The sequence below is a fragment of the Pseudomonas sp. IT-347P genome (assembly GCF_949768005.1).
Taxonomy (GTDB): domain Bacteria; phylum Pseudomonadota; class Gammaproteobacteria; order Pseudomonadales; family Pseudomonadaceae; genus Aquipseudomonas.
On sequence record NZ_CATKPQ010000022.1, the window covers coordinates 691,667 to 717,092 of the forward strand.

The window sequence follows — 25,426 nt, forward strand, 5'->3', positions numbered from 1 at the left end:
AAATCGCAGACAACAAAAAAGGGCCCACCTTTCGGTGAGCCCTTCTAGACCGCCCAGCAGAGCGGATTTTATTTGGTAGGCGCGATTGGACTCGAACCAACGACCCCCACCATGTCAAGGTGGTGCTCTAACCAACTGAGCTACGTGCCTGCTGTGAGGCGGCATTTTACGGAATTCCGGAGGGGTGTCAACACCTTTTTTTCACCTAACCCTATGAATATGCAAAATATTTAATTTCGGATCGCCGATGAGGATTTTTCGGTGGCTGGCGGAGGTTTTTCAACTCGGGTAGGATCGACGCACTCGTAAAATATATTAAACAGAGGCCGCAGGATGGCGAACACCCCTTACCCCGAGTCTTATTACGCTGCGTCGGCCAATGCCGTATCGCCCCGCCCTGCCTTGCTGGATGACGTGGAGACGGACGTCTGTGTGATCGGCGCCGGGTATACCGGATTGTCCTCAGCGCTGTTTCTGTTGGAGAACGGTTTTCGCGTGACGGTGCTGGAAGCGGCCAAAGTCGGTTTCGGCGCGTCGGGGCGCAATGGCGGGCAGATCGTTAACAGTTATAGCCGCGACATTGATGTGATCGAGCGCAGCGTCGGGCCGAAGCAGGCGCAACTGCTCGGGCAGATGGCGTTTGAAGGCGGACGAATCATTCGCGAGCGTGTGGCCAAGTACAACATTCAGTGCGACCTGAAGGATGGTGGCGTGTTCGCCGCCCTGACGGCCAAGCAAATGGGCCACCTGGAATCGCAGAAGCGATTGTGGGAGCGCTTCGGCCACACGCAATTGGAGCTGCTCGATCAACGCCGTATTCGCGAAGTGGTGGCGTGCGATCAGTATGTCGGCGGCATGCTCGACATGAGCGGCGGGCACATTCACCCGCTGAACCTTGCGCTCGGCGAAGCCGCGGCGGTCGAGTCCCTCGGCGGCACTATTTATGAACAGTCACCTGCCATACGCATCGAGCGCGGCGCGAGCCCGGTCGTGCATACGCCACAAGGCAAGGTCAGAGCCAAGTTCATCATCGTCGCAGGCAACGCTTACCTCGGCAATCTGGTGCCGGAACTGGCAGCCAAGTCGATGCCATGCGGCACGCAAGTGATCACCACCGAGCCGCTGGGTGAAGAACTGGCGAAAGCGCTGCTGCCGCAGGACTATTGTGTGGAAGACTGCAATTATCTGCTCGATTACTACCGCCTGACCGGCGACAAGCGCCTCATCTTCGGCGGTGGCGTAGTGTACGGCGCGCGGGATCCGGCGAATATCGAGGCGATCATCCGTCCGAAAATGCTCAAGGCCTTCCCGCAGCTCAAGGACGTGAAGATTGACTATGCCTGGACCGGAAATTTCCTGCTGACCCTGTCGCGCTTGCCACAGGTCGGGCGCCTGGGCGACAACATCTATTATTCGCAAGGCTGCAGCGGCCATGGCGTGACCTATACGCATCTGGCCGGCAAAGTCCTTGCCGAAGCGTTGCGCGGCCAGGCCGAACGTTTCGATGCGTTTGCCGACTTGCCGCACTACCCGTTCCCCGGCGGACAACTGTTGCGTACACCGTTTGCCGCACTGGGCGCGTGGTATTACGGGCTCCGCGATAAATTCGGGATGTAAAAAAGGGCCGCTGATAGCGGCCCTTTTTGTTGAACACAGAACTCAGAGCTGATCCCGAGCAATCCCGCTACGGATGCGCAGGATATCTGCCAGCACCGCCAAGGCAATTTCCGCCGGCGTCTTGCTGCCGAGGTTAAGACCGATGGGCGCATGAATTCGCGCCAATTCTGCCTCGCCCAAGCCGCCAATCCGACGCAAACGCTCGAAGCGCTTCTGTGACGTTTGCAGCGAGCCCATCACACCAATGTAGAACGCATCGGTGTGCACCGCTTCCATCATCGCCAGATCATCGATGCGCGGATCATGGGTCAGCGCCACCACCGCCGTATCATGATGACAGCCACCGTCAGCAATAAACACCGACGGCAATTGCCGACGAATCTCCACGCCATCCAGCACCACACCTTCAAGCACCTCGTCACGCGGATCGCAGAGAATTACCTCAAAACCCAATCCAACGGCAAACTCGGCACACGCCTGTGCCACGCTGGAGTACCCGGCGAGCAACAAACGCTGCGCCGCACCCACACGGATCCGCACTCGATCAATCTCACGCTCAATCCGCGCACCCTGCTCGCGATCAGCGAACAGACTCCGCGCACCGCTGGCCAGATCGACCTCGCGTATCAAGCGGCGCCGACCGAGCAGCGCCGACTCCAGCTCACGCAAATGCGCCTGCACCTCGCAGTCAGCGTCAAATTTCTCAACCAGCACATCAAGGATGCCGCCGCAGGGCAGGTTGACCCGCGAGCGCGGATCATCGCCTTCGCCGTAACGCACGACACTGACCGCATCGAGAAATGCCCCTTCGGCGACGCGCTCAAGGAAGTCTTCCTCGACGCAGCCACCGGACAGCGACCCGATCCACTGCCCACCATCGTTCACCGCCAGCAGCGAACCCGGCGCGCGCGGTGCCGAGCCGTAAGTGGTCAGCACGGTGCAGAGCCAGATGCGCTGCCCCGCCACCGACCACTCCAGCGCACGGCGCACCACTTGCAGATCGAGATGCTGCATGTCAGTGCGCCTTGTGTTCGACGGAAGGTGCGTCAGCTTGCAGCTTCTGCACTTCACTCACCGCCAACTCAGCCGACTGACCACCCCAGCCTTGCCGCAGGTAGTTGAGCAGATCGGTCAGTTGCTCAGGACTGAGCTTGTCGGCGAAACCCGGCATCGGTTGCATGCGCTCGAACCCGGAGAACTTCTGCTCGCCGATACCGTCCTCGATCACCCGCAACAGGTTGCGCGGATCTTCCAGACGCAACGTGGTGTTGCCGCGCATGGCCACCGCGATGTGCGGCTTGCCTTCGCCACCCGCAGCATGGCAACCGGCGCAGACATTCAGGTACTCCTGACGACCACGCTGGGCACTGGCGCTGAGCTGCTCTGCCGGCACTTCAACCAGCGCTTTGGCTGCCGGCGGTTTATCGCCGAGCAGGAACGTCGCCATCGCCGCCAGATCCGCATCCCTCAGGCCTTGCGTGCTGTTGTGAAACACCGGGAACATCTCGTTGAACATCGTACCCTGCGCGCTCATGCCGTGCTTGAGGAAGGTGCTCAAATCCTGTTCGTTCCAGCCACGAGCGGCGAGATCAGTGGCCAGCAGGCTCGGCGCCAGGTAACCATTGAGAATGCCGCCGGTGAGGCGCTTGTCCAGCTGCATCGCACCCGGCAGTCCGCGCGGGGTGTGGCATTCGCCGCAGTGACCGAGCACTTCGACCATATACTGGCCGCGCTTCCAGGCTTCGCTTTTGCCTTCGGCCGGCTCGAGCTTCAGCGCTTTGCCGTACATCATGTTCCAGCCGATCAGGCCCGGACGCACGTTGAACGGAAAGCTCAGGCTGGTGACCGGTGCGGCGCGCTCGATCGGTTCGATGGTTTTCAGGTACGCGTGGATCGCATCGGAATCTTCACGCGGCATCAAGTGATACGAGGTGTACGGCATCGCCGGATACAGGTTCGCGCCGTCACGACGCTTGCCTTCGGTCAGCGCAGCGAAGAACTCGTCATCGTTGTACAAACCGATGCCGTGTTCCTTGCTCGGGGTGATGTTAGTGCCGTAGATCGTGCCGAACGGCGAAACGATCGGCAGGCCGCCCGCGAACGGCGCGCCGCCCGCTGCCGTGTGGCAGGCCATGCAATCGGCAGCGCGGGCGAGGTATTCACCGCGCTTGACCTGATCATCAGCGTGAGCGAACAGCGCCGGCGTGGCGAGGCCGACCGCGAGGGTCAGGCGGGTCAGAAAAAGCTTCATGCTCAACCCTCCTTGACCAGGCCGAGATCGGTCAGCACGTTGCGGGTGGCGTTGTAATAACGCACGTACCCGGTGCAACGGCAGACGTGATGGCCGAGGCTGTCCTCGATGACTTGTTCAAGCTTGCTTTGCACGGTCGGCTGGCGCTGCAGTTTCTCGACCAGCACGGTCGCGGCGTTGACGAAGCCTGGTGCGCAGTAACTGCACTGGAAGGCGAACTCGTCGACGAAGCGCTGCTGGATCGGGTTCAGCTCGGTGACCTGGCCCGATTCGTCGCGCTTGGCGTGCGATTCGATGGTGCGGACTTTCTTGCCTTCGAAATAGTGCGCGCCGGTGATGCAGGTGCGCACTTCTTCGCTGGTGCCGTCCGGGTTATCGACGATCACCACGCAGGCGTGACAGATGCCCTGGCCACAGCCCAGACGCGAACCGGTGAGGTTTTTGTATTCGTGCAGGTAGTCGATCATCGGCAGGTCATCAGGGATGTCCACCGGGCCGACGGATTGACCGTTGAGGGTCAGTTGAAGCGGACGGTTAGCCATTGAGGGCCTCCTTGATGCGCGCAGCAGTGATGGGCAGGTCGCGAACACGTTTACCGATGGCGTGCGCCACGGCGTTGCCGATGGCTCCGACAATCGGGATCATCACCACCTCGGCAATGCCTTTGGACGGATCGCTTGGCGACAGCGGCGGCAGAATCTCCGCGGTCTGCTTCCACACGGCAACGTGACGGGCCATCGGCAAACGGTAACGGTTGAAGTTCCAGTCGCCCTCCCCCGGCCCGCCTTCATACAGCGGCATCTCCTCCATCAAGGCGTGGCCGATACCCATGGCAATACCGCCTTCGAGCTGACCCTTGACCAACTCTTCGACCAGCACACGACCGCACTCGACCCACGAATGGTGGTTGAGCACTTCAACTTCCGCCGACCCCTTGTTGACCTTCAGCTCGACCAACGTGGCGACCGGGCTGTAGTAGGTCACGGCGGCGTTGTTCAGTTGGACGACCGGGTAATTAATGTTCTGGCGATCCAGCAGGTGGAAACCCGCGGTGTTCATCAGCGCTTTCTTCGCCTTCGGCGCACCATCGCCGTATTTCACCGCCAGACCATCGAGCGGCAGGCGCTCGCGCACGCCGTCGATGCTGTATTCGGCCTCGGCCCAGCTCCAGCGATTGAATGCGTGAACGGTAGCGCCGGTCACCAGACCACGCTCGTGAGCGTGCTTGGCCAGCTCTTCGAAACTCAACGGCTGCATGCCGTTGGCGGTGAGTTTGCCGTCAACCCAATGCGCATCTTCACGACGGACGACATAAGGGTTGGCTTGACCGCCATAAGGGCCCTGACGCCAGATCTCCATGGCCGCCGGCCACAGACCGTTGTTGAACAGCACGCGTGCCGCTTCACGGGTGGCGTGGCTGAAGTAGTACGCGGAGTTGGTCGCCGACGACGCCGAAGCCAGCTTGCCCACCCAGCGCGGATTGCGCAGCAGGTTGTCCTGCTCGGCCTGGCTCATGATGTAAGGGTTGCCGCTGGTGATCAGCTGCATTTCCTTCCATTCGGTTTCGCCAGTCTTCACTTCGTGTGCCGGGCTGCCGAGGAAATCGGCCACGACCAGGGCTTGAGAAGTGGACATGCCGGTGCCGATTTCGATGCCGATGTGGCGCAGGGTGATGCGGCCTTCGGCGGTGAATTCGATGCTGGCCATTGGCGCTTCGGAACCGGTACCGAAGTCTTTCTGGCAGATGGCAAAACCAACGCCGTACCAGTTGTCCGGGTCGGCGGCTTCGCGCTGTTTCTTGATCGCGTCGCGATTTTTCCAGACTTCGTGCACCGAGGCCTTGTCGAGAATTTCATGCAGGCGCAAGGCACCGGCCGGGATCGCGCCTTGGGTGTTTTTCATGCCGGAACGCAGAGCGTTCTTGCGACGCAGGTCGATCGCATCGACACCGAGGCGATTGGAGATTTCGTCGACCATCATTTCGGTCGCCGCCATGCTTTGCAGAGTGCCGTAGCCACGCATGGAACCCGCCTCAACACCACGCGAGTGGTAAGCGGTGACTTGCAGGTCGTTCTGCGGCATGTAGTAGATCGATTGCGCCGCCGTGGCACCAACCGCCGCCACGGATGGGCTGTAGTTGATTCGGCCGCCACCGTCGACGCTCATTTCAGCGCGGAAAATCTTGAAGGTGTAGTCGTTCTTGTCCACGGCCAACTGGTAGCGGATGTCGAACGGGTGGCGCTTGATACCGCTCTGGAACTGCTCGTAGCGGTCGTTGGCCAGACGCACCGGCACACCGGCGCCGTACAACGCGGCGAGGGCTGCGTAGTAGACGAAGATGTTGTGGTCTTTGGAGCCGTAACCGACGGTGTAACCCGGATGCATGTTCAGGTTGTCCAGACCGAAACGCGACGGCGCGATCATTTTCGCGGTCTCGGTGGCGGCTTCCAGCGGGCACTGGGTCGCCACGACAAAATGCAGGGTCTTGGTTTTCGGATCGTACCAGCCGTTGCCATTGTCCGGTTCCATGGCGGCCGGCTCGATCGACGGGGTCTTGTAGCGCTCATCGAACACCAGCCAGTTGTCGGGCGGCGTATCGATCTCTTGCTTCATGCGGTCGGCGTAGAACAGGCCGCGCTCGGTCAGGTTGCCGTGCAGGTTCGGCTGGGAATTCCACACCGGACGACGGTTCTTCAGCATCGGGAACAGGATCGAGTCTTTGAGGCTAGCGAACTCGTCTTCGTCAGCCGAGGTCGCGCCGCCTACGCGCACGTAGCGGAAGCTGCCGTAGGGGTCGCCTTCGTAGAACGGCACTTTGGCGCCGTAACGAATCGCTTTGTCATTGAATTTGAGTTTGTTCTTGGCCTGACGGAAACGCTCGAAGTCGTTCCAGATCAGGATCGCCACAGGGTGACCGATGAACATCGGCACCTTGCCTTGCGGCAGCAACGGATCCGGCGCGTGCTCTTCCGGGAAGACGATGCCGTCCTTGTCCAGATCGGCGGCGGTGACGATGCGGTCAGGCTGTAAGTCCGCGCCGAGCCACGACAGGTCGTAACCGTCGTAGATACGGTCAGCCTTGATGGTTTTCAGCAACATGGCGTGGCCTTGCTGCTCGGGCCAGCCCGGCATGTCCTTAGAACGAATGTCGCGGGCAAACACTTTGCTGCCGCAGACCTTGGACAGCGCATCATTACGCTGACGCGCCTTGCCGTTGTTGCCGAGCCATTTCTCGGACGGCACGGTGACGCTGGTTTCCATCAAGGCAGCCAGCGCCTGACTGCTGAGCGGCGTGAGCGTGACGCTCACACCCGCCACCAGCCCGCCCTGGAGGAACGAGCGCCGGGATATATCACGGTTGGACATGGATCATCCTCTGGGCGGTTATGTGTCCGCCCTTCTGGTTATCTACTGGGGAATCTCGAGTCTTGCAGAAGCCCTTTCTGGCGAAGCAAAGAGCTGTGTTGACAGTGCAAAGCTGACCGAAAGGTTAACTTTAAAGGTTTCTCGGCTCGCAGCAAACAACCAGTTACAAAAATTTGACTAAAGAATCAAAAAATCAATGCGACGTGGCACCGCAGCAGACGGGTAGACACTTGTAGGAGTGAGCCTGCTCGCGATGGCGGAGTATCAGCAATCAGCAGCATGGCTGAACTGATGCCATCGCGAGCAGGCTCACTCCCACAGGAATTTGTGTTGGCTTCAGGAGTTAGGGCGCAGGCGAAAAAGAGAGGAAAAGCCAAATTTCAGACACAAAAAACCCCGGTCTTTCGACCAGGGTCTTTGCTATCGATTCCAAATCAGCCAATGGCTGTTTTCGGTGCTTCAAGGCGTTCAGTGGTCCTTGAAACAGATATGGCGCAGCGGACGGGACTCGAACCCGCGACCCCCGGCGTGACAGGCCGGTATTCTAACCGACTGAACTACCGCTGCGTATCGCTTTGAGCTTGCGCTCAAGTAACTCGTTTTGACTGCAGGCTTCGGTGCCTTGCAATCGCGAATCAGACAATGCCTGACTCGTAAAATATGGCGCAGCGGACGGGACTCGAACCCGCGACCCCCGGCGTGACAGGCCGGTATTCTAACCGACTGAACTACCGCTGCGCGTCGGTGCAGGCACTTTCAGCCTACGCTCTTGCTTACGCAAGTATCTCGGGGAGTGGTGGGTGATGACGGGATCGAACCGCCGACATTCTGCTTGTAAGGCAGACGCTCTCCCAGCTGAGCTAATCACCCGTTTGCATCTCCGAGGCCGCGAAATTTACGCAGGTAGCGAACCTAAGTCAATAGCAGGATTGAAGTTTTTCTGAAAAAGACGAAATTGTTGCCATCCTGCAAGACCGCCTTCGCGAGCAAGCTCGCTGCCACAGGGGATTGCATTCCAAATGTGGCAGCAAGCTTGCTCGCGAAGGCGTCAGTTGATTCAACGCAAAGTCAGGCGAAAAAGGCGACCTACTCGCTGTAGATCATCTTTTTCGTCATGCCGCCATCGACGACGAATTCCTGCCCGGTAACAAATCCGGCATTCCTCGACAGCAACCACGCGACCATCGCCGCCACGTCCTCGACCGTCCCTACCCTGCCCGCTGGATGCTGAGCATGGTCGGCATCGGCCAACGGCTCGGCGCGACGCACAGACGGATCGCGCGTATCGATCCAGCCCGGGCTGACCGCGTTGACGCGAATCTCCGGCCCCAGACTGATCGCCAAGGCATGCGTGAGCGCCAGCAAACCGCCCTTGCTCGCCGCATACGCCTCGGAGTCCGCCTCCGACTGCCGCGCCCGGGTCGACGCCAGATTGACGATCGAACCGTTGTGCGCACGCAGATACGGTGCGCAGTGCTTGGCCAACAGCATCGGCCCACTGAGATTCACCGCCAGCACGCGATTCCAGTAAGCCAGGTCGAGGCTTTCCAGGGTGATGTTGTGCGGATCAGCGACCGCCGCGTTGCAGACCAGTGCATCAAGACGCCCAAACTGCCCCAACACTTCAGCCACGCCGAGCGCTACCTGACTCTCCTCCGCGACATCCATGGCAATGAACCAGGCGTTTTCACCCAACACCTTCGCCACTTTCGAACCGCGCACACGATCCAGATCGGTGAGCACGACTTGCCAGCCCTCGCTGATCAGCCAGGCAGCAATGCCCAGACCGATACCACGCGCAGCACCCGTGACCAGCGCAACGCGGCCATGGGTACCCGCTGTCGGCGTAGACAACTCGATCACAACGCGGCCAGACCGCGCGCCAGGTCGGCTTGCAGGTCAGCGACGTCTTCCAGACCCACCGCAATGCGGATCAGGCTGTCACGAATGCCCGCTGCTTCACGCTCTTGAGGCGCCAGACGGCCGTGAGAGGTGGTGCTCGGGTGGGTGATCGTGGTCTTGCTATCACCAAGGTTGGCGGTAATTGAAATCAGTCGAGTCGCATCAATGAAGCGCCACGCGCCTTCTTTGCCGCCCTTGACCTCGAAACTCACTACTGCGCCGAAGCCCTTCTGCTGACGCTGGGCCAGCTCGTGCTGCGGATGGCTCTTCAAACCGGCGTAATGGACTTTTTCGATACCGTCCTGCTGCTCCAGCCATTCGGCCAGCGCCTGAGCATTCGCGCAGTGCGCCTTCATCCGCAGGTTCAGGGTCTCCAGACCTTTGAGAAAGATCCACGCGTTGAACGGACTCAAGGTCGGGCCGGCGGTACGCAGGAAGCCGACGATCTCTTTCATCTGCTCGCTGCGACCGGCTACCACACCACCCATGCAACGGCCCTGGCCGTCGATGAACTTGGTTGCCGAGTGCACAACGATATCTGCGCCCATGTTCAGCGGCTGTTGCAACGCCGGGGTGCAGAAGCAGTTGTCGACGACCAGCATCGCGCCTTTGGCGTGGGCGATTTCAGCCAGTGCGGTGATGTCGACCAGCTCGGCCAATGGATTGGACGGCGACTCGACGAAGAGCAGTTTGGTATTGGATTTGATTGCCGCATCCCAGGCCGACAGATCGGCCAACGGTACGTAATCGACTTCCACGCCAAAACGCTTGAAATACTTTTCGAACAGACTGATGGTCGAACCGAACACGCTGCGCGAAACCAGCACATGATCGCCGGCACTGCACAGGCTCATCACCACCGCCATGATCGCGGCCATGCCGGTCGCGGTCGCAACGGCTTGCTCAGCGCCTTCCAGCGCAGCGATGCGCTCTTCAAACGCGCGCACGGTCGGATTGGTGTAACGCGAGTAGACGTTGCCCGGCACTTCCCCGGCAAACCGTGCGGCCGCATCGGCAGCGGTGCGGAACACGTAGCTGGAGGTGAAGAACATCGGATCACCGTGCTCGCCTTCCGGCGTACGGTGCTGACCGGCACGTACGGCCAGGGTATCGAACGCTACGCCTTCGAGGTCGCTGTCCAGCCGACCGGCATCCCATTCCTGACTCATGCTGTCACTCCTTGCCCTGTTCTCGAAAATTGAAAGTCAGATACAAAACCGGCCCCTCAGGGCCGGTAGAAACTCAGTTGTTGTACAGATCGATGATCGCACTGACCGCCTGGGTCTTTACCTTCGAGGCATCGTTGCGTGCCTGTTCGATCTTGTCCAGGTAAGCCTCGTCGACGTCGCCGGTGACGTACTTGCCGTCGAACACCGCGCAATCGAAGTGCTCGATCTTGATCTTGCCGCCGCCGACCGCTTCGATCAAGTCAGGCAGGTCCTGGTAGATCAGCCAGTCAGCGCCGATCAGATCCGCCACGTCCTGAGTCGAACGGTTGTGCGCGATCAGCTCGTGGGCGCTCGGCATGTCGATGCCGTAGACGTTCGGGAAGCGCACTGCTGGCGCCGCCGAGCAGAAGTAGACATTTTTCGCGCCCGCTTCGCGAGCCATTTGGATGATCTGCTTGCACGTGGTGCCGCGTACGATCGAGTCGTCGACCAGCATCACGTTCTTGCCGCGGAATTCCAGCTCGATGGCGTTGAGCTTCTGGCGCACCGACTTCTTGCGCGCTGCCTGGCCCGGCATGATGAAGGTACGGCCGATGTAACGGTTCTTGACGAAACCTTCGCGGAACTTCACGCCCAGGTGGTTGGCCAGCTCCAGTGCCGCGGTACGGCTGGTGTCCGGAATCGGGATGACCACGTCGATGTCGTGTTCTGGACGCTCGCGCAGGATCTTCTCGGCGAGTTTCTCACCCATGCGCAGACGGGCCTTGTAGACGGATACGCCGTCGATGATCGAGTCCGGACGCGCCAGGTAGACGTGTTCGAAGATGCACGGAGTCAGGGACGGATTGGTTGCGCACTGACGGGTGTGCAGCTTGCCGTCCTCGGTGATGTAGACCGCTTCGCCCGGCGCCAGGTCGCGAATCAGGGTGAAACCGAGTACGTCCAGCGAAACGCTTTCCGAGGCGATCATGTATTCGACGCCTTCGTCGGTGTGACGCTGACCGAACACGATCGGACGGATGCCGTGCGGATCGCGGAAACCGACAATGCCGTAACCGGTGATCATCGCCACGACCGCGTAACCACCGACGCAACGGTTGTGCACGTCGGTCACGGCGGCAAACACGTCTTCTTCGGTCGGTTGCAGCTTGCCGCGCTGGGCCAGCTCGTGGGCGAACACGTTGAGCAACACTTCCGAGTCGGAACTGGTGTTGACGTGACGCAGATCGGATTCGTAGATCTCTTTGGCCAACTGCTCAACGTTGGTCAGGTTACCGTTGTGCGCCAGAGTGATGCCGTAAGGCGAGTTGACGTAAAACGGCTGGGCTTCGGCCGACGTCGAGCTGCCCGCGGTCGGATAACGGACGTGGCCGATACCCATGTGGCCGACCAGGCGTTGCATGTGACGCTGCTGAAACACGTCACGCACCAAGCCATTGTCCTTGCGCAGGAACAACCGGCCATCATGGCTGGTCACGATACCGGCAGCGTCCTGGCCGCGGTGCTGGAGCACGGTTAGCGCGTCATACAGCGCCTGATTGACGTTCGACTTACCGACGATACCGACGATGCCACACATGCGACGCAACCCCTACTTAATGGATCTGAACTGAACAACACTCACTGAGGCGTTTTCGCCGACGGCAAGAGTTGCTCCTTGAACGGAATATCAGCGGGTACGCTGATTCCGCTGGCAAGCCACTGACTGCTCCACCCGAGAATCAGGTTTTTGGACCAGTCGGCGACCAATAGAAACTTTGGCACGAGCTGTGATTCTTTCCACCACCCGTCCTGCTGTACCGGCCCCAGACTCAACAGCCCGACCGCCACGACCACCAGCAACACGCCACGCGCCGCGCCGAAGGCCATGCCGAGGAATCGGTCGGTCCCGGACAACCCGGTGACGCGAACCAACTCGCCGATAAGATAATTGATCATTGCGCCCACGATCAGTGTGGCGACAAACATGATGGCACAGCCCGCGATCACGCGAGCCGATGGGGTTTCGATGTATCCGGCGAGGTACTCGGACAGTGAGCCACCGAACATCCAGGCGACGACTCCTGCGATGATCCAGGTCACCAGCGATAATGCTTCCTTGACGAAGCCGCGGCTCAAACTGATCAAAGCGGAGATGGCGATGATTGCAACGATCGCCCAGTCAACCCAGGTAAATGGCACAGTGCAGCCTACAGACGGATAAGGCGGCGCATTTTAGCAGAGCGCATGCCTCTCGGTAAGCTGCGATTGTCAGTGCATTTCAATCGAGGCGATAGTTTTTAACCGCGCTCAGGCTGGAAGCGCACGACGAAGCCCTTGAGGTTCTGCTGACGACCCAACAGATCACGCAGACGATCGGCTTCGGCGCGCTCGATCAGCGGCCCGACGAACACCCGATTCTTGCCATCGGCCGAGCGGATATAAGCGTTATAGCCTTGGCTGCGCAGGTTTTTTTGCAGGCTTTCGGCGCTGGCGCGGCTCGAAAGACTGGCCAGCTGTACCGACCAGCTCACCGACAGGCCGTTGGCATCGACGCGGCTTTGCGTGGTGTCAGGCTTGCTCGATGCAGACGTAATAGGCTGGGCAGGCGCAGGAATCGGCTTGGCCACCGCTGGCGGCGCGGCTGGCTTGGCGATCAAGATGGGAGCTGTCGGTGCCGGCGCCGGCGCCACCGGTGCAGCAGGCGCGGTATCTTCTGCGACTTCTTCATCCGTCGGCACCGGCTCTTGCGGCAAGGCTTGCGGCTCGGGAACGGCCACCGTTTCCATTTGCACTTGCGGCACGGCAGGCGCTTGCGGCGCGGCGGGCGCTTCGACCGTGACCTGACGCTGCTCGTCCTGACGGGAAAACAGCATCGGCAGGAAAATCACCGCCAGCGCAACCAGCACCAGAGCGCCAACCATGCGCTGCTTGTACGCTTTATCCAGCAAAGCCATTTGCCGCTTCCTCCGTGGAGCGCCGGGCCAGCCATTCGAGGGCCTCGGCGACACAATAAAATGATCCGAACAACAGAATCTCGTCGTCGCTGGTAGCCACTGCGCACTGCCCTTCCAGAGCGGCGGCAACACTGTCGTAAGACGTGACTGCGGCACCAAGATTCTGCAACGCAGCGTTCAATTCAGCCACCGGACGGGCGCGCGGCGAATCCAGCGGGGCAACGGCCCAATGCGCGACACTAGCATTCAATTCGCTGATAACACCATCCAGATCCTTGTCGGCCAACAAACCGAACACCGCCAGACGCTTGCCAACCGGTGGCCGCGCGGCCAGGCGACGGGCCAGGTACTCGGCGGCATGCGGGTTATGCCCCACATCCAGCAACACACTCAGGCGCTTGCCGTTCCACTCAAAGGAACGACGATCCAGCCGCCCGACCACGCGAGTCGACTGCAACGCCGCCACAATCTGCGGCGCATTCCACGGCAAATCGAGCAGCAGATACGCCTGCAACGCCAGCGCGGCGTTTTCCATCGGCAGATCGAGCAGCGGCAAGTCACGCAGTTCAACCACCTGACCCTGAGCATCAGTGCCGCGCCATTGCCAGTGTTGATCGGTGATACCAAGATCGAAATCGCGCCCACGCAGGAAGAACGGACAGGCCAGTTCTCGCACTTTGTCGAGCAACGGTTGCGGCGGATTCAGATCGCCACACAGGGCAGGCTTGCCCTGGCGGAAGATTCCGGCCTTCTCGAAGGCCACGGATTCGCGGGTATCGCCCAGATAATCGGCGTGATCGACGCCGATGCTGGTGACCAGCGCGATATCGGCATCAACCACATTGACCGTGTCCAGACGCCCGCCCAGACCGACTTCAAGCACCACCGCATCAAGCCCGGCCTGCTGAAACAGCCAGAACGCCGCGAGGGTGCCCATTTCGAAATAAGTCAGGGAAGTGTCGCCGCGCCCGGCCTCGACCGCTGCAAAGGCTTCGCACAGCTGCGCATCAGTGGCTTCGACGCCATTGAGCTGCACCCGCTCGTTGTAACGCAGCAGATGCGGGGAATTGTAGACACCAACGCGCAGACCCTGCGCGCGCAGCAATGAAGCCACGAACGCGCAGGTCGAACCCTTGCCGTTGGTGCCGGTGACCGTGATCACCCGAGGCGCCGGCTGGCCCAGCCCCATGCGGGACGCTACCTGTTGTGAACGCTCCAGCCCCATATCGATGGGCGAAGGATGCAACTGCTCAAGGTAGGCGAGCCATTCGCCAAGGGTGCGCTCGGTCATAGGCCAGCAGGGACCGGTGGAACCACGATCGGCTCAATTGGCGCGGCGACGAATTTCGGCGTCGGCTTGCCAGTCATTTGTGCCAGCAGGTTGCCCAGACGTGGGCGCAGTTCCTGACGGTGGATGATCATGTCGATCGCACCGTGCTCCAGCAGGAACTCGCTGCGCTGGAAGCCTTCCGGCAGTTTTTCACGCACGGTTTGCTCGATCACGCGCGGACCGGCGAAGCCGATCAGGGCTTTTGGCTCACCGACGATGACGTCGCCGAGCATCGCCAGACTGGCAGAAACACCGCCGTAGACCGGGTCGGTCAGGACGGAGATGAACGGAATGCCCTCTTCGCGCAGACGCGCCAGTACGGCCGAGGTCTTGGCCATCTGCATCAGCGAGATCAAAGCTTCCTGCATGCGCGCGCCACCGGAGGCGGCGAAGCAGATCATCGGGCAACGGTTTTCCAGCGCGTAATTGGCGGCGCGAACGAAGCGCTCACCGACGATGGCACCCATGGAACCGCCCATGAAGTTGAATTCGAACGCGGAAACCACCACTGGCATGCCCAGCAAGGTGCCGCTGACGGAGATCAGTGCATCTTTCTCGCCAGTCTGCTTCTGTGCAGCGGTCAGGCGATCCTTGTATTTCTTGCCGTCGCGGAATTTCAGACGGTCAACCGGCTCCAGATCGGCGCCCAGTTCGTTGCGACCTTCGGCATCGAGGAAAATGTCGATGCGCGCACGTGCGCCGATGCGCATGTGGTGATTGCATTTAGGGCAAACGTCCAGGGTCTTTTCCAGCTCCGGACGATACAGCACCGCCTCGCAAGACGGGCATTTGTGCCACAGACCTTCAGGGACCGAGCTCTTCTTGACCTCGGAACGCATGATCGAAGGGATCAGTTTGTCTACCAACCAGTTGCTCATGCTTTCTTTCTCCAGTACCGGCGGCTCGAACGCTCTGGTTCGCAGCCCCGCGTATGCCCTTCAGCTAAATTCATGTGTGTGGCGATGATGGATGGACAGCCACGGTCAGCGCGAGACATGACCTGCGTGCAATCCACAAACCCTCAGCCGCGCCTGCTTTGTGCAAGTGCATTGATGGACGGCGGCAGACTGCCAGCCGTCACATCAATATGGCCCTTTGCGTACCGCGTCGATGAACGCGCGAATCTTTGCGTGATCCTTGATGCCCTTGCTCGCCTCTACCCCGCCGCTGACGTCTACCGCGTAGGGTTTCACCCGCGCCACGGCCTCTGCGACGTTCTCGGGGGTCAAGCCACCGGCCAGAATCAATGGTTTGCTCAAACCCTGCGGAATCAAAGACCAGTCGAATGCCTCGCCGGTTCCGCCAGGCACGCCTTCGACATACGTATCGAGCAGCACGCCGCTGGCGGTGGGATAGGCATCTACCGCGGCAGCAATGTCATCGCCAGCCTTGACCCGCAGCGCCTTGATATATGGACGATGCCAGCCTTCACAGTCTTCAGCGACCTCGTCGCCATGGAACTGCAGCAGATCCAGCGGCACGGCATCGAGGATTTCCCCCAACTCGCAGCGGCTGGCATTGACGAACAGGCCCACAGTGGTGACAAACGGCGGCAACGCCTGGATGATCGCCCGCGCCTGCTGCACCGACACCGCACGCGGACTCTTGGCGTAGAACACGAATCCGATCGCATCCGCCCCGGCCTCAACGGCGGCCAGCGCATCTTCCGTGCGGGTAATCCCGCAGATCTTGCTGCGAACGGCTGACATTTCGAGAAAAACTCCGAGGTAAAAACCGGGAAAGTCCCGGATGGTAACAAAAGCGTTCGAGGGCGTCAGCCGTCAAGTTCGGAGAAACCCGTAAGGAAATGTGGCCCGATAAAGCGCTCGGGCAACGGGAATTCGTCGTGGTACTCGACCTGCACCAGATACAAGCCGTAAGGATGCGCTGTCACGCCACCGGAACGGCGCTCGCGACTTTCCAGCACTTCCTTCATCCACTCCACGGGGCGCTCGCCGGCACCGATGGTCATCAGCACGCCGGCGATATTGCGCACCATGTGATGCAGGAAGGCGTTGGCGCGAATATCGAGCACGATCATCTTGCCGTGACGGGTCACGCGCAGATGATGCATTTTCTTGATCGGCGATTTGGCCTGGCACTGACCGGCGCGGAACGCACTGAAATCGTGAGTACCGATCAGGTACTGCGCAGCCTCGGCCATGCGCTCGACATCCAGCGGACGGTGGTTCCAGGTGATTTCTTCGTTCAGATGCGCCGGGCGAATCTGATCGTTGTAGATCACGTAGCGGTAACGCCGGGCAATGGCTTTGAATCGGGCATGGAAATGCGCCGGCATCACCCGCGCCCAGCTGACGCTGATGTCATGGGGCAGATTGATGTTGGCACCCATGACCCACGCTTTTAGCGAACGGTCGACCTGGGTGTCGAAATGCACCACTTGCCCGCAGGCATGCACGCCGGCATCGGTGCGTCCGGCGCACTGTAGCGAAACCGGTGAATTGGCGACTTTCGACAGTGCTTTTTCGAGTTCTTCCTGCACTGTCGCCACACCGGTCAACTGACGCTGCCAGCCGCTGTAGCGCGAGCCTTTGTACTCAACGCCCAGCGCGACGCGGTAAAAGCCGTCGGGGGCCATTTCGGCGACCGGGTTATCTATGTTTGCCAAGGTGGGACAGCCTGCTGTTTGTGCAAAGGCGGGCATTATAAGGCTGTGGTTCAGGGATGCCAGAGAGATCTCTGTCGCCTGTAACACCGCTTTCGCGAGCAAGCTCGCTCCCACAGGAGAAATGCATTCTAAATGTGGGAGCGAGCTTGCTCGCGAAATCGATGGATCAGACACCACTGAATCCGGCGCAAACAAAAACGGCAGCCTCAATGGGCTGCCGTTTTCATTTACCGTTGGACTTATTACAAGCTCGAGAGCATATCCTTGGCCTCACCACGCTGCTTCTCGTCACCCTCGGTCAACACTTCGTTGAGGATGTCGCGCGCGCCGTCGTTGTCACCCATATCGATGTAGGCCTGAGCCAGATCGAGTTTGGTCGCCGCTTCGTCGGTGCCAGCGAGGAAGTCGAAATCATCCTCGCCCAGATCATCACCCATGGCCGCATCGGCTTCGGTGAAGGTCGGCTCGGCAATGCTTTGCGACAGACGATCCAGCTCAGCGTTGACGTCGTCCAGTTCGGTAGCGAACGCATCCGGTTCGGCGGCGGGATTGCTGTCCATTTCGTCGGCCAGCGACAGGTCGAAATCGGCCGGCAGTTCCAGATCATCTTGTGGCACGTCAGCCACCACTGGCGGCTCGACCGGCGGCAGGTCCTTCACGCCGTCGTCCAGGTCCAGCAGGAAGTCCTCGTCCGCGAGGCCAACTGCAGGCGCCGGCTCGGCACCGAGGTCCAGATCCAGATCGAAGTCCGACAGGTCGTCCAGATTCTCTTTGACGTCGGTCTGCTGTTGCAGCACCGATTCGAAGCTCAGGTCGTCGTCAGACGGGAATTCGCCCAGCTCGACCGGCGCTTCAGGCTCGACCACAGGTGCAGGCTCGACCGGCGTGATGTTGTCGAGATCGTCCAGGCTCAGGTCAAACGCGCTGTCGAGGTCATCTTCCACTGCTGCCGGCGCCGGCGCTTCAGGCTCATCGAGCAGCAGGTCCTTGACGTATTGCGCGTCCAGCTCGGCAGCGACGGCGGCAGCCGCCAGACCACTGGCAGCGACAACGGCCATGGCCGGGAAGCGGCTCTTCAGCGCTTCGACTTTGGCGAAGTTGTCGCCATTGGCCACCAGTTGACGCTCCTGACCGACAAACGCATCGCGGTCGCCCTGCTGGCCGTAGACTTCCATCAATTTCAAACGCAGGTCACTGCGCTGCGGCTCCAGGCTGACACCCTCTTCGAGCAATGCAGCGGCCTGATTCAAGCGACCGGCGTTAATGTGCGACTGCGCCTTGTCAAGCACATCGTCGGAACGCTCGGCGGCCGGCGCAACCAGTGGCGCGGCAATCGGTTCGGCCATCACGATCGGGGCCACCACTGGCGCCGGCGTTGGTGCAGGGGCCGGGGTGTTCAGCTTGACGCTCGCCGCCGGGGTTTCCAGCCCTTCAAAGCTGCTTTCCGGCAGGTCCTGCTCGGCGGAGAATTCTTGCTCTTCCGACAGGGCACGCGCCATGCGCATGTGTTTCTCGGCCTCTTGCTGCGCTTTGCGGCGACGCGCCAGCAGCAACAACAGCAGCAGCAGAATCACAGCACCGCCGCCCACCAGCCCCAGCAGGACCGGGTTGGTCAGCAGTTCATTGAAGGTTTTCTCTTCATCGGCCACAGGCTTCGGCGCGACCACTGGCTCGACGACTGGCGTTTCCGCCGGTGGCGCAATGGCCGACTCTGGCGTCGGCGCCGCGTCTGCCGGCGTGGCTGGTGGAGTGGCGGCCAGCTCAGCCGTGATTGCAGGCACCGCCGGTGCAGCAGGATTGGCAGGGTTGGCGGCCGGTGCAGCGCCCGCCCCTTCGGCTTGCAGTTTCGCCAACTGATTGTTCTTCAGCTCAATCAGTTTCTGCAGCTTGTCCAACTGGCTTTGCAGATCGGACATGCGGCTTTTCAGCTCCTCATTGTCACGACGGGTCGTGTCGAGGCTTTCCTGAGTGAGCGCGAGTTTGTTGCTCAAGGCCTTGGCATCGCCTGCCGGGCCGTTGCCCCGGGCCTTGGCGCTTTCGGCGGAGACCAGGCTCAGATTGTCCTGGGCGTTCTGTGCTGCACCCGTGTTGCCGCGACCACGGTTGGTGGCATCGAGCTGCTGCTGACCGGTGCCCGGCTTGGCCACATAACGACGGCCCTGACGCCAGGCTTCGTTCTGTGCCGCCACTTCGGCAATGGCTTTCGATTGCGGCAGCGCGGTGCTTTGCACCGAGTCCGGCAGACGCAGCACCTGACCGGTTTTCAGGCGGTTGATATTGCCGCCGATGAACGCATCCGGGTTCAGCGCTTGAATGGCCAGCATGGTCTGCTGCACCGAACCGCCGGTACGCGCCTTCGCAGCGATTTCCCACAGGGTGTCGCGCGGCGTGGTCGTGTATTGCGTCGGGTGCGTGGCGCCGGTGGTCGGCGCAGCGATGGTCTGCGACGGCGCCGGTTGTGCGGCGGCGTCAGCGGTCTCTGGAGAAAACTTCGATGGATCGAGCAGCACACTGTAGTCGCGCAGCAGACGGCCGTTCGGCCACATTACCTGCACGAGGAATTTGACCATCGGTTCCGACAGCGGCTTGCTCGACGTCACGCGCAGCACGCTTTTGCCACTGGCGTTGAGTACCGGGGTGAAAGTCAAATCATTGAGAAAGGCCTGGCGATCGACGCCGGCCTTGGCAAAATCTTCAGGTGAAGCCAGGCTCGGCACCACTTCGGCAGCGGTGAGATCCTTGACGTCGAGCAGCTCGATTTCAGCCACCAGCGGCTGGTTCAGGGTCGACTTCAGGGTCAGCTCCCCGAGCCCGAGGGCATGCGCCATACCGGAGGACAGCGCCGAGGCGGCCGCTATTGCTAACACCAGTTTGCGAACTTGAACCATAGCCTCATCCTTTGTTTGAACGTTCCTCGGCCAGCGAGAAGATGTTGAATACCGCTGCCGTAAGGCATTGCGCGCGACGACGACAGGAGTCGCGCGCGATCATTTCTTTGATGCCCCGGAAAGTCCCGGAGGGTGACACGTTATCAAGCGCTTCGGGCAAGCATAGCGCTCACCTAGAATCAGTCGACAAATTGTTGCCAAGTATCTTTTACAGCAGGTCTTTTATCAACAATTCAGCCACCTGCACAGCGTTAAGGGCCGCGCCTTTGCGTACGTTATCTGACGTCAGCCACAGATTAAGTTCCGCCGGGTCGTCGACGCCGCTGCGCACGCGACCGACATAGACCACATCCTGCCCCACCGCGTCACCGACAGCAGTCGGGTAATCACCGGCCTCGACCAGCTCGATACCCGGTGCTTCTTCGAGTGCGGCGTTGACCTTGATCAGGTCGACAGCGGTTGCTGACTGCAAGGTCACGCTAAAGCTATCGCCAAAAAACACCGGGGCTTGAACGCAAGTTGCGGAAATCTTTAATAAAGGCAAAGCCAGCACTTGGCGCAACTCGCGCACCAGACGTTTTTCCAGCAGCGTGTGGCCCTGTGCGTCAGGCGTGCCGACCTGAGCCAACAGGTTGAAGGCCATTTGCCGATCGAAGAAGGTCGGCTCCAATGGGCGCATGTTCAGCAGCTCGGCGGTCTGTCGCGCCAGCTCGGTCACGGCTTCACGACCCTGAGCGGAAACGGCCAGATTGGCGGTGACGTTGACGTATTGCAGGTCGATCAAGTCGAGCAGCGGCGCCAGCACCACCGCCAGTGAAGTGGCCGAAGGGCTTGGGCTGCTGACCTGGAATGGCGCTTTCAAACCAGTGAGAACGTTGGCGTTGGCTTCCGGCACCACTTGCGGCGCCTGATCGGCCGGCAGCGCACCGGACAGGTCGATCAGCGAGCAACCGGCGGCGTGGGCACGGGCGGCGTAGCTCAGGGTAATCGCCGGGCCGGCGGCGAAGAACACCAGTTTGACCTTGCTGAAATCGAACTCGTCGACTTCGCGAACGCGTACGTTCTTATTGCGGAACAACACGGAGCTGCCGGCGGATTCGCTGCTCGCCAGCAGGTGCAGATTGCCGACCGGGAAGTCGCGTTCTTCGAGAATCTGTACGAGGGTTTCGCCGACAGTACCGGTGGCGCCGATCACGGCAATATCTAGGGTCTGGGTCATGGTGCGAGCCTCTGGCGAAACGGGGGGAGCGGCACTTTACCGGGTGACTGCCATGCAGGCAATTCTGCCGGATTTGTGGTGGCCGTTCGGACGCCTTCGCGAGCAAGCCCGCTCCCACATTTGAAATGCATTCCCATGTGGGAGCGGGCTTGCTCGCGAAGAGGCCGGTACAGGCAATCGAGAACCATCAGGCATAAAAAAACCCGCACCTCTCACAAGGCACGGGTTCTTTCATTGCTGCAAACAATTAACGCTCAAGCAAAATCCGCAACATGCGACGCAGCGGTTCGGCCGCGCCCCACAGCAGTTGGTCGCCGACGGTGAACGCACCGACGAATTGCGAACCCATGTTCAGCTTGCGCAGACGACCCACCGGAACATTCAGGGTGCCGGTGACCTTGGTAGGGCTCAGCTCCTGCATGCTGATTTCGCGCTGGTTCGGCACCAGTTTGACCCAAGGGTTGTGCTGACTGATCAGCCCTTCGATGTCGGCGATCGGCACGTCTTTGTTGAGCTTGATGGTCAGCGCCTGGCTGTGGCAACGCATGGCGCCGATGCGCACACAGATGCCGTCGACCGGAATCGGGCTCTTGAAGCGACCGAGGATCTTGTTGGTCTCGGCCTGGGCCTTCCACTCTTCGCGGCTCTGGCCGTTCGGCAGTTCCTTGTCGATCCACGGGATCAGGCTGCCGGCCAGCGGTACGCCGAAGTTTTCGGTCGGGTACGCGTCGCTGCGCATGGCGTCGGCCACGCGACGGTCGATGTCGAGGATCGCGCTGGCCGGATCGGCCAGTTGATCGGCGACAGCGGCGTGGGTCGCGCCCATTTGCTTGATCAGTTCACGCATGTTCTGCGCGCCGGCCCCGGAGGCCGCCTGATAGGTCATGGCGCTCATCCACTCGACCAGACCGGCCTCGAACAGACCACCCAGGCCCATCAGCATCAGGCTGACGGTGCAGTTGCCGCCGATGTAGTTCTTGGTGCCCGCGTCGAGCTGCTGGTCGATGACCTTGCGGTTCACCGGATCCAGAATGATGACGGCGTCATCGTTCATGCGCAGGCTCGAGGCCGCATCGATCCAGTAACCCTGCCAGCCGGCTTCGCGCAGCTTCGGGAACACTTCGCTGGTGTAGTCGCCACCCTGGCAGGTCAGAATCACGTCGAGGGTCTTCAGCTCGTCAATGCTGTAAGCATCCTTGAGCGGAGCAATGTCCTTGCCCACGGACGGGCCCTGGCCACCGACGTTGGACGTGGTGAAAAACACCGGCTCGATTAGATCGAAATCCTGCTCTTCCAGCATCCGCTGCATGAGCACGGAACCGACCATCCCGCGCCAACCGATCAGACCTACACGTTTCATCGCAACTACACCTTCTTGAAAAGTGGGCCGCTGCTTTGTATTGAATTTCGCAGCGGGCCCGAGAGATTACAGATTCCGCAGCGCGGCGACTACTGCGTCGCCCATTTCCTGCGTACCGACTTTGCTGCAACCGGCCGAATGGATATCGCCGGTGCGCAGCCCTTGATCGAGCACAACGCTGACGGCTTTTTCGATGGCATCGGCCGCATCGTGCAGATTGAAGCTGTAACGCAGCATCATCGACACCGACAGAATGGTCGCCAACGGGTTGGCAATGCCTTTACCGGCGATGTCCGGGGCCGAACCGTGGCAAGGCTCGTACATGCCCTTGTTGTTGGAATCCAGCGAGGCCGACGGCAGCATGCCGATGGAACCGGTGAGCATCGACGCTTCGTCGGACAGAATGTCGCCGAACATGTTGTCGGTGACGATCACGTCGAACTGCTTCGGTGCGCGCACCAGTTGCATGGCGGCGTTGTCGACGTACATGTGGCTCAGTTCGACTTCCGGATAATCCTTGGCCACTTGCTCGACCACTTCACGCCACAGTTGGCTGGACGCCAGCACGTTGGCCTTGTCCACCGAGCAGAGCTTCTTGCCACGGACCATGGCCATGTCGAAACCGACGCGGGCGATGCGGCGGATTTCGCTTTCGCTGTACGGCAGCGTGTCGTAGGACTGGCGCTCGCCGTTGTCCAGGGTACGGGTGCCGCGTGGCGCGCCGAAGTAGATACCGCCGGTCAGCTCACGGACGATGAGGATGTCCAGACCGGCAACGATTTCCGGCTTGAGGCTCGAAGCATCGGCCAGTTGCGGGTACAGAATGGCCGGACGCAGGTTGCCGAACAGGCCCAGTTGCGCACGGATTTTCAGCAGACCGCGCTCAGGGCGGATGTCACGCTCGATGGCGTCCCATTTCGGGCCGCCCACTGCGCCCAGCAGCACGGCATCAGCAGCGCGGGCGCGATCGAGAGTTTCGTCGGCCAGTGGCACGCCGTGCTTGTCGATGGCGGCGCCACCGATCACGTCATGACTCAGTTCGAAGCCCAAGTGGTACTTGTCATTGGCCAGCTCCAGCACCTTGACCGCTTCGGCCATGATTTCCGGACCAATACCGTCACCTGGGAGAATCAGAATCTGCTTGCTCATGCTTTCCTCGTGTCTTCAATCGGTGCGCCTTTACCGGCACGCCCGGAAAAATGCTTATCGCTCGGCCATCAGTACGATCACATCGGTACTGAATGAGCCGTCGGCCTCAATCTCAAAATATTCGCGCACTTCGTTGCCCATCGACTGCTGCAACTGGCGGATCGCTGCGCGCATCACTTCAGGGGTGCGCATGCGCTCAACCCAGCTTGTGTACTCCAGACGCAGGCGCTGACGCGTGGTACTGCGCACATGCAACCCGGCCTCGCTGACCTGCCGCAGCCACTCAGCGGCGGAATAATCGCGCACATGGCTGGTGTCGCGCAGCACTTCGACGCTTTGCAGGTAAGTGTCGAACAACGGACTGCCCGGTGACAACACATCCACGAACGCCGCCACACCGCCCGGTTTCAGCACCCGACGCACTTCGCGCAAGGCCACGCCGAGATCGCTCCAATGGTGCGCCGAATAGCGGCTGAACACGAAGTCGAACTCGCCATCGGCAAACGGCAGGCGCTCGGCGGCGCCGTTGACCGTGGCAATATTGGCGAAACCGCGATCAACGGCAGCGGCGGCGACCACGTCGAGCATCTGCTGCGACAGGTCGTACGCCACCACTTCCCGGACCAGTGGCGCGACGTGGAAACTGACGTGACCAGCGCCACAACCCAAGTCCAAAACACGTGCCTCGCCCTGCCCGGCCAGCTCAGCCTGTAGCAGAGCGAATTCGGTGCCTTGAGCGTGGACGGCGCTGCTCAGGTAGGCGGCGGCCTGTTCACCGAATTGCTTTTGGACGACCTGAGTATGCTGGGCGGTGCTGGTCATGGTTACATCCTGATATCTATGTTGTTTGAGCTGCCGTCTTCGCGAGCAAGCCCGCTCCCACATTGAAATGCATTCCAAGGTGGGAGCGGGCTTGCTCGCGAAGAGGCCGGCCCTGACTCCATCAATCTCGAATCAATCACGCGTCGCGGAACAACCACGGCTGGCTTACCCGATGCCTGGCCTCAAACGCGGCAATCGCATCACCGTCCTGCAAGGTCAGACCGATATCGTCCAGACCGTTCAACAGGCAGTGCTTGCGGAACGCATCGATCTCGAAGCTGTACACCTTGCCATCCGGGCGGGTCACGGTCTGCGCTTGCAGATCGACTTGCAATTGATAGCCCGGCTCAGCCTCGACCTGCTTGAACAACTCGTCGACTTCAGCGTCGCTCAAGATGATCGGCAGCAAGCCGTTCTTGAAGCTGTTGTTGAAGAAGATGTCGGCGTAGCTAGGCGCGATGATGCTGCGGAAACCGTATTCTTCCAGCGCCCACGGCGCGTGTTCACGGCTGGAGCCGCAACCGAAGTTTTCACGGGCCAGTAACACGCTGGCGCCTTGATAACGCTCGGCGTTGAGCACGAAGTCCTTGTTCAGCGGACGCTTGGAGTTGTCCTGATAAGGCTGACCGACATCGAGGTAACGCCATTCGTCGAACAGGTTCGGGCCGAAACCGGTGCGCTTGATCGACTTCAAGAACTGCTTCGGAATGATCTGATCGGTGTCGACGTTGGCTCGATCCAGAGGCGCGACAAGACCAGTGTGCTGGGTAAAAGCTTTCATGCTGCGC

At 60.7% G+C, this 25,426-nt stretch carries 20 protein-coding genes and 4 tRNA genes; 1 reads left to right on the forward strand and 23 read right to left on the reverse strand.

Features of this window, described 5'->3' with window-relative positions:
• Positions 1-73 precede the first annotated feature (73 nt).
• Positions 74-150: transfer RNA gene (locus ACM6IV_RS11965), tRNA-Val, on the reverse strand.
• Between the two features lie 183 nt (positions 151-333).
• On the opposite strand from ACM6IV_RS11965, the gene ACM6IV_RS11970 reads away from it, so the two are divergent.
• Positions 334-1,617: an NAD(P)/FAD-dependent oxidoreductase gene (locus tag ACM6IV_RS11970; RefSeq protein WP_414870144.1), complete on the forward strand. Its 1,284-nt coding sequence runs from the start codon at positions 334-336 to the stop codon at positions 1,615-1,617.
• Between the two features lie 42 nt (positions 1,618-1,659).
• On the opposite strand, the gene ACM6IV_RS11975 is transcribed toward ACM6IV_RS11970, so the two are convergent.
• The 22 genes from ACM6IV_RS11975 to leuD all read right to left on the reverse strand — a co-directional run bounded on the left by ACM6IV_RS11975 (position 1,660) and on the right by leuD (position 25,419).
• Positions 1,660-2,631, reverse strand: coding sequence for an XdhC family protein (locus tag ACM6IV_RS11975; protein ID WP_414870145.1), 972 nt, complete (start codon positions 2,629-2,631; stop codon positions 1,660-1,662).
• 1 nt (position 2,632) lies between these two features.
• Positions 2,633-3,868: a c-type cytochrome gene (locus tag ACM6IV_RS11980; protein ID WP_414870146.1), complete on the reverse strand. Its 1,236-nt coding sequence runs from the start codon at positions 3,866-3,868 to the stop codon at positions 2,633-2,635.
• Positions 3,869-3,870: 2 nt separating this feature from the next.
• On the reverse strand, positions 3,871-4,410 hold the full coding sequence (locus tag ACM6IV_RS11985; protein WP_038369461.1) for a (2Fe-2S)-binding protein: 540 nt from the start codon (positions 4,408-4,410) through the stop codon (positions 3,871-3,873).
• Positions 4,403-7,234, reverse strand: a complete 2,832-nt coding sequence (locus ACM6IV_RS11990) for a xanthine dehydrogenase family protein molybdopterin-binding subunit (RefSeq protein ID WP_414870147.1) — start codon at positions 7,232-7,234, stop codon at positions 4,403-4,405. Before ACM6IV_RS11990 ends, ACM6IV_RS11985 begins: the two co-directional genes overlap by 8 nt.
• A 490-nt stretch (positions 7,235-7,724) precedes the next feature.
• Positions 7,725-7,801, reverse strand: a tRNA-Asp gene (locus tag ACM6IV_RS11995).
• A 94-nt stretch (positions 7,802-7,895) separates the two neighbouring features.
• A tRNA-Asp gene (locus ACM6IV_RS12000) sits at positions 7,896-7,972 on the reverse strand.
• A 56-nt stretch (positions 7,973-8,028) separates the two neighbouring features.
• Positions 8,029-8,104: transfer RNA gene (locus ACM6IV_RS12005), tRNA-Val, on the reverse strand.
• Positions 8,105-8,320: 216 nt separating this feature from the next.
• Positions 8,321-9,097 (reverse strand): SDR family oxidoreductase, encoded by a 777-nt coding sequence (locus tag ACM6IV_RS12010; protein ID WP_414870148.1) that lies wholly within the window; start codon positions 9,095-9,097, stop codon positions 8,321-8,323.
• Positions 9,094-10,305: an O-succinylhomoserine sulfhydrylase gene (locus tag ACM6IV_RS12015; RefSeq protein ID WP_414870149.1), complete on the reverse strand. Its 1,212-nt coding sequence runs from the start codon at positions 10,303-10,305 to the stop codon at positions 9,094-9,096. Before ACM6IV_RS12015 ends, ACM6IV_RS12010 begins: the two co-directional genes overlap by 4 nt.
• Positions 10,306-10,378: 73 nt before the next feature.
• Complete coding sequence (gene purF / locus ACM6IV_RS12020) at positions 10,379-11,884, reverse strand: amidophosphoribosyltransferase (protein WP_123448659.1); 1,506 nt, start codon at positions 11,882-11,884, stop codon at positions 10,379-10,381.
• 41 nt (positions 11,885-11,925) lie between these two features.
• Positions 11,926-12,486, reverse strand: coding sequence for a CvpA family protein (locus ACM6IV_RS12025; RefSeq protein ID WP_007913461.1), 561 nt, complete (start codon positions 12,484-12,486; stop codon positions 11,926-11,928).
• A 98-nt stretch (positions 12,487-12,584) separates the two neighbouring features.
• Positions 12,585-13,241, reverse strand: a complete 657-nt coding sequence (locus tag ACM6IV_RS12030) for an SPOR domain-containing protein (RefSeq protein ID WP_414870150.1) — start codon at positions 13,239-13,241, stop codon at positions 12,585-12,587.
• Positions 13,225-14,532 carry a bifunctional tetrahydrofolate synthase/dihydrofolate synthase gene (folC, locus tag ACM6IV_RS12035; protein ID WP_414870151.1) on the reverse strand — a complete coding sequence of 436 codons (1,308 nt, stop codon included), beginning with the start codon at positions 14,530-14,532 and terminating at the stop codon, positions 13,225-13,227. Before folC ends, ACM6IV_RS12030 begins: the two co-directional genes overlap by 17 nt.
• A complete protein-coding gene (gene accD, locus ACM6IV_RS12040; protein ID WP_123448656.1) occupies positions 14,529-15,449 on the reverse strand; it encodes an acetyl-CoA carboxylase, carboxyltransferase subunit beta in 921 nt (306 codons plus the stop codon). Before accD ends, folC begins: the two co-directional genes overlap by 4 nt.
• Before the next feature lie 204 nt (positions 15,450-15,653).
• Positions 15,654-16,280: a phosphoribosylanthranilate isomerase gene (locus ACM6IV_RS12045; RefSeq protein ID WP_414870152.1), complete on the reverse strand. Its 627-nt coding sequence runs from the start codon at positions 16,278-16,280 to the stop codon at positions 15,654-15,656.
• Between the two features lie 65 nt (positions 16,281-16,345).
• Entirely contained in the window at positions 16,346-17,170 is an 825-nt protein-coding gene (truA, locus tag ACM6IV_RS12050; protein WP_047600206.1) for a tRNA pseudouridine(38-40) synthase TruA, read from the reverse strand.
• 272 nt (positions 17,171-17,442) lie between these two features.
• Positions 17,443-20,088, reverse strand: coding sequence for a FimV/HubP family polar landmark protein (locus tag ACM6IV_RS12055; RefSeq protein ID WP_414870153.1), 2,646 nt, complete (start codon positions 20,086-20,088; stop codon positions 17,443-17,445).
• Positions 20,089-20,296: 208 nt separating this feature from the next.
• The gene (locus tag ACM6IV_RS12060) at positions 20,297-21,307 is read right to left on the reverse strand and encodes an aspartate-semialdehyde dehydrogenase (RefSeq protein WP_414870154.1); all 1,011 of its coding nucleotides are present in this window, start codon (positions 21,305-21,307) and stop codon (positions 20,297-20,299) included.
• A 247-nt stretch (positions 21,308-21,554) separates the two neighbouring features.
• Complete coding sequence (gene asd, locus ACM6IV_RS12065) at positions 21,555-22,667, reverse strand: aspartate-semialdehyde dehydrogenase (RefSeq protein ID WP_064116811.1); 1,113 nt, start codon at positions 22,665-22,667, stop codon at positions 21,555-21,557.
• Between the two features lie 66 nt (positions 22,668-22,733).
• Positions 22,734-23,816, reverse strand: a complete 1,083-nt coding sequence (gene leuB, locus ACM6IV_RS12070; RefSeq protein WP_414870155.1) for a 3-isopropylmalate dehydrogenase — start codon at positions 23,814-23,816, stop codon at positions 22,734-22,736.
• Positions 23,817-23,870: 54 nt separating this feature from the next.
• Positions 23,871-24,638 carry a class I SAM-dependent methyltransferase gene (locus tag ACM6IV_RS12075; RefSeq protein WP_414870156.1) on the reverse strand — a complete coding sequence of 256 codons (768 nt, stop codon included), beginning with the start codon at positions 24,636-24,638 and terminating at the stop codon, positions 23,871-23,873.
• Positions 24,639-24,774: 136 nt separating this feature from the next.
• Complete coding sequence (gene leuD / locus ACM6IV_RS12080; RefSeq protein ID WP_414870157.1) at positions 24,775-25,419, reverse strand: 3-isopropylmalate dehydratase small subunit; 645 nt, start codon at positions 25,417-25,419, stop codon at positions 24,775-24,777.
• Positions 25,420-25,426: the final 7 nt, after the last annotated feature.

Bases quoted from the DNA above. Each gene is read 5' to 3' on its own strand.
- asd (WP_064116811.1), bottom strand. From the start codon at position 22,667: ATGAAACGTGTAGGTCTGATCGGTTGGCGCGGGATGGTCGGTTCCGTG.
- ACM6IV_RS12015 (WP_414870149.1), bottom strand. From the start codon at position 10,305: ATGAGTCAGGAATGGGATGCCGGTCGGCTGGACAGCGACCTCGAAGGC.
- ACM6IV_RS12075 (WP_414870156.1), bottom strand. From the start codon at position 24,638: ATGACCAGCACCGCCCAGCATACTCAGGTCGTCCAAAAGCAATTCGGT.
- accD (WP_123448656.1), bottom strand. From the start codon at position 15,449: ATGAGCAACTGGTTGGTAGACAAACTGATCCCTTCGATCATGCGTTCC.
- ACM6IV_RS11970 (WP_414870144.1), top strand. From the start codon at position 334: ATGGCGAACACCCCTTACCCCGAGTCTTATTACGCTGCGTCGGCCAAT.
- ACM6IV_RS11975 (WP_414870145.1), bottom strand. From the start codon at position 2,631: ATGCAGCATCTCGATCTGCAAGTGGTGCGCCGTGCGCTGGAGTGGTCG.
- ACM6IV_RS12045 (WP_414870152.1), bottom strand. From the start codon at position 16,280: ATGTCAGCCGTTCGCAGCAAGATCTGCGGGATTACCCGCACGGAAGAT.
- truA (WP_047600206.1), bottom strand. From the start codon at position 17,170: ATGGCCCCCGACGGCTTTTACCGCGTCGCGCTGGGCGTTGAGTACAAA.
- ACM6IV_RS12060 (WP_414870154.1), bottom strand. From the start codon at position 21,307: ATGACCCAGACCCTAGATATTGCCGTGATCGGCGCCACCGGTACTGTC.
- ACM6IV_RS12055 (WP_414870153.1), bottom strand. From the start codon at position 20,088: ATGGTTCAAGTTCGCAAACTGGTGTTAGCAATAGCGGCCGCCTCGGCG.
- ACM6IV_RS11990 (WP_414870147.1), bottom strand. From the start codon at position 7,234: ATGTCCAACCGTGATATATCCCGGCGCTCGTTCCTCCAGGGCGGGCTG.
- ACM6IV_RS12030 (WP_414870150.1), bottom strand. From the start codon at position 13,241: ATGGCTTTGCTGGATAAAGCGTACAAGCAGCGCATGGTTGGCGCTCTG.
- ACM6IV_RS11985 (WP_038369461.1), bottom strand. From the start codon at position 4,410: ATGGCTAACCGTCCGCTTCAACTGACCCTCAACGGTCAATCCGTCGGC.
- folC (WP_414870151.1), bottom strand. From the start codon at position 14,532: ATGACCGAGCGCACCCTTGGCGAATGGCTCGCCTACCTTGAGCAGTTG.
- purF (WP_123448659.1), bottom strand. From the start codon at position 11,884: ATGTGTGGCATCGTCGGTATCGTCGGTAAGTCGAACGTCAATCAGGCG.
- leuD (WP_414870157.1), bottom strand. From the start codon at position 25,419: ATGAAAGCTTTTACCCAGCACACTGGTCTTGTCGCGCCTCTGGATCGA.
- leuB (WP_414870155.1), bottom strand. From the start codon at position 23,816: ATGAGCAAGCAGATTCTGATTCTCCCAGGTGACGGTATTGGTCCGGAA.
- ACM6IV_RS11980 (WP_414870146.1), bottom strand. From the start codon at position 3,868: ATGAAGCTTTTTCTGACCCGCCTGACCCTCGCGGTCGGCCTCGCCACG.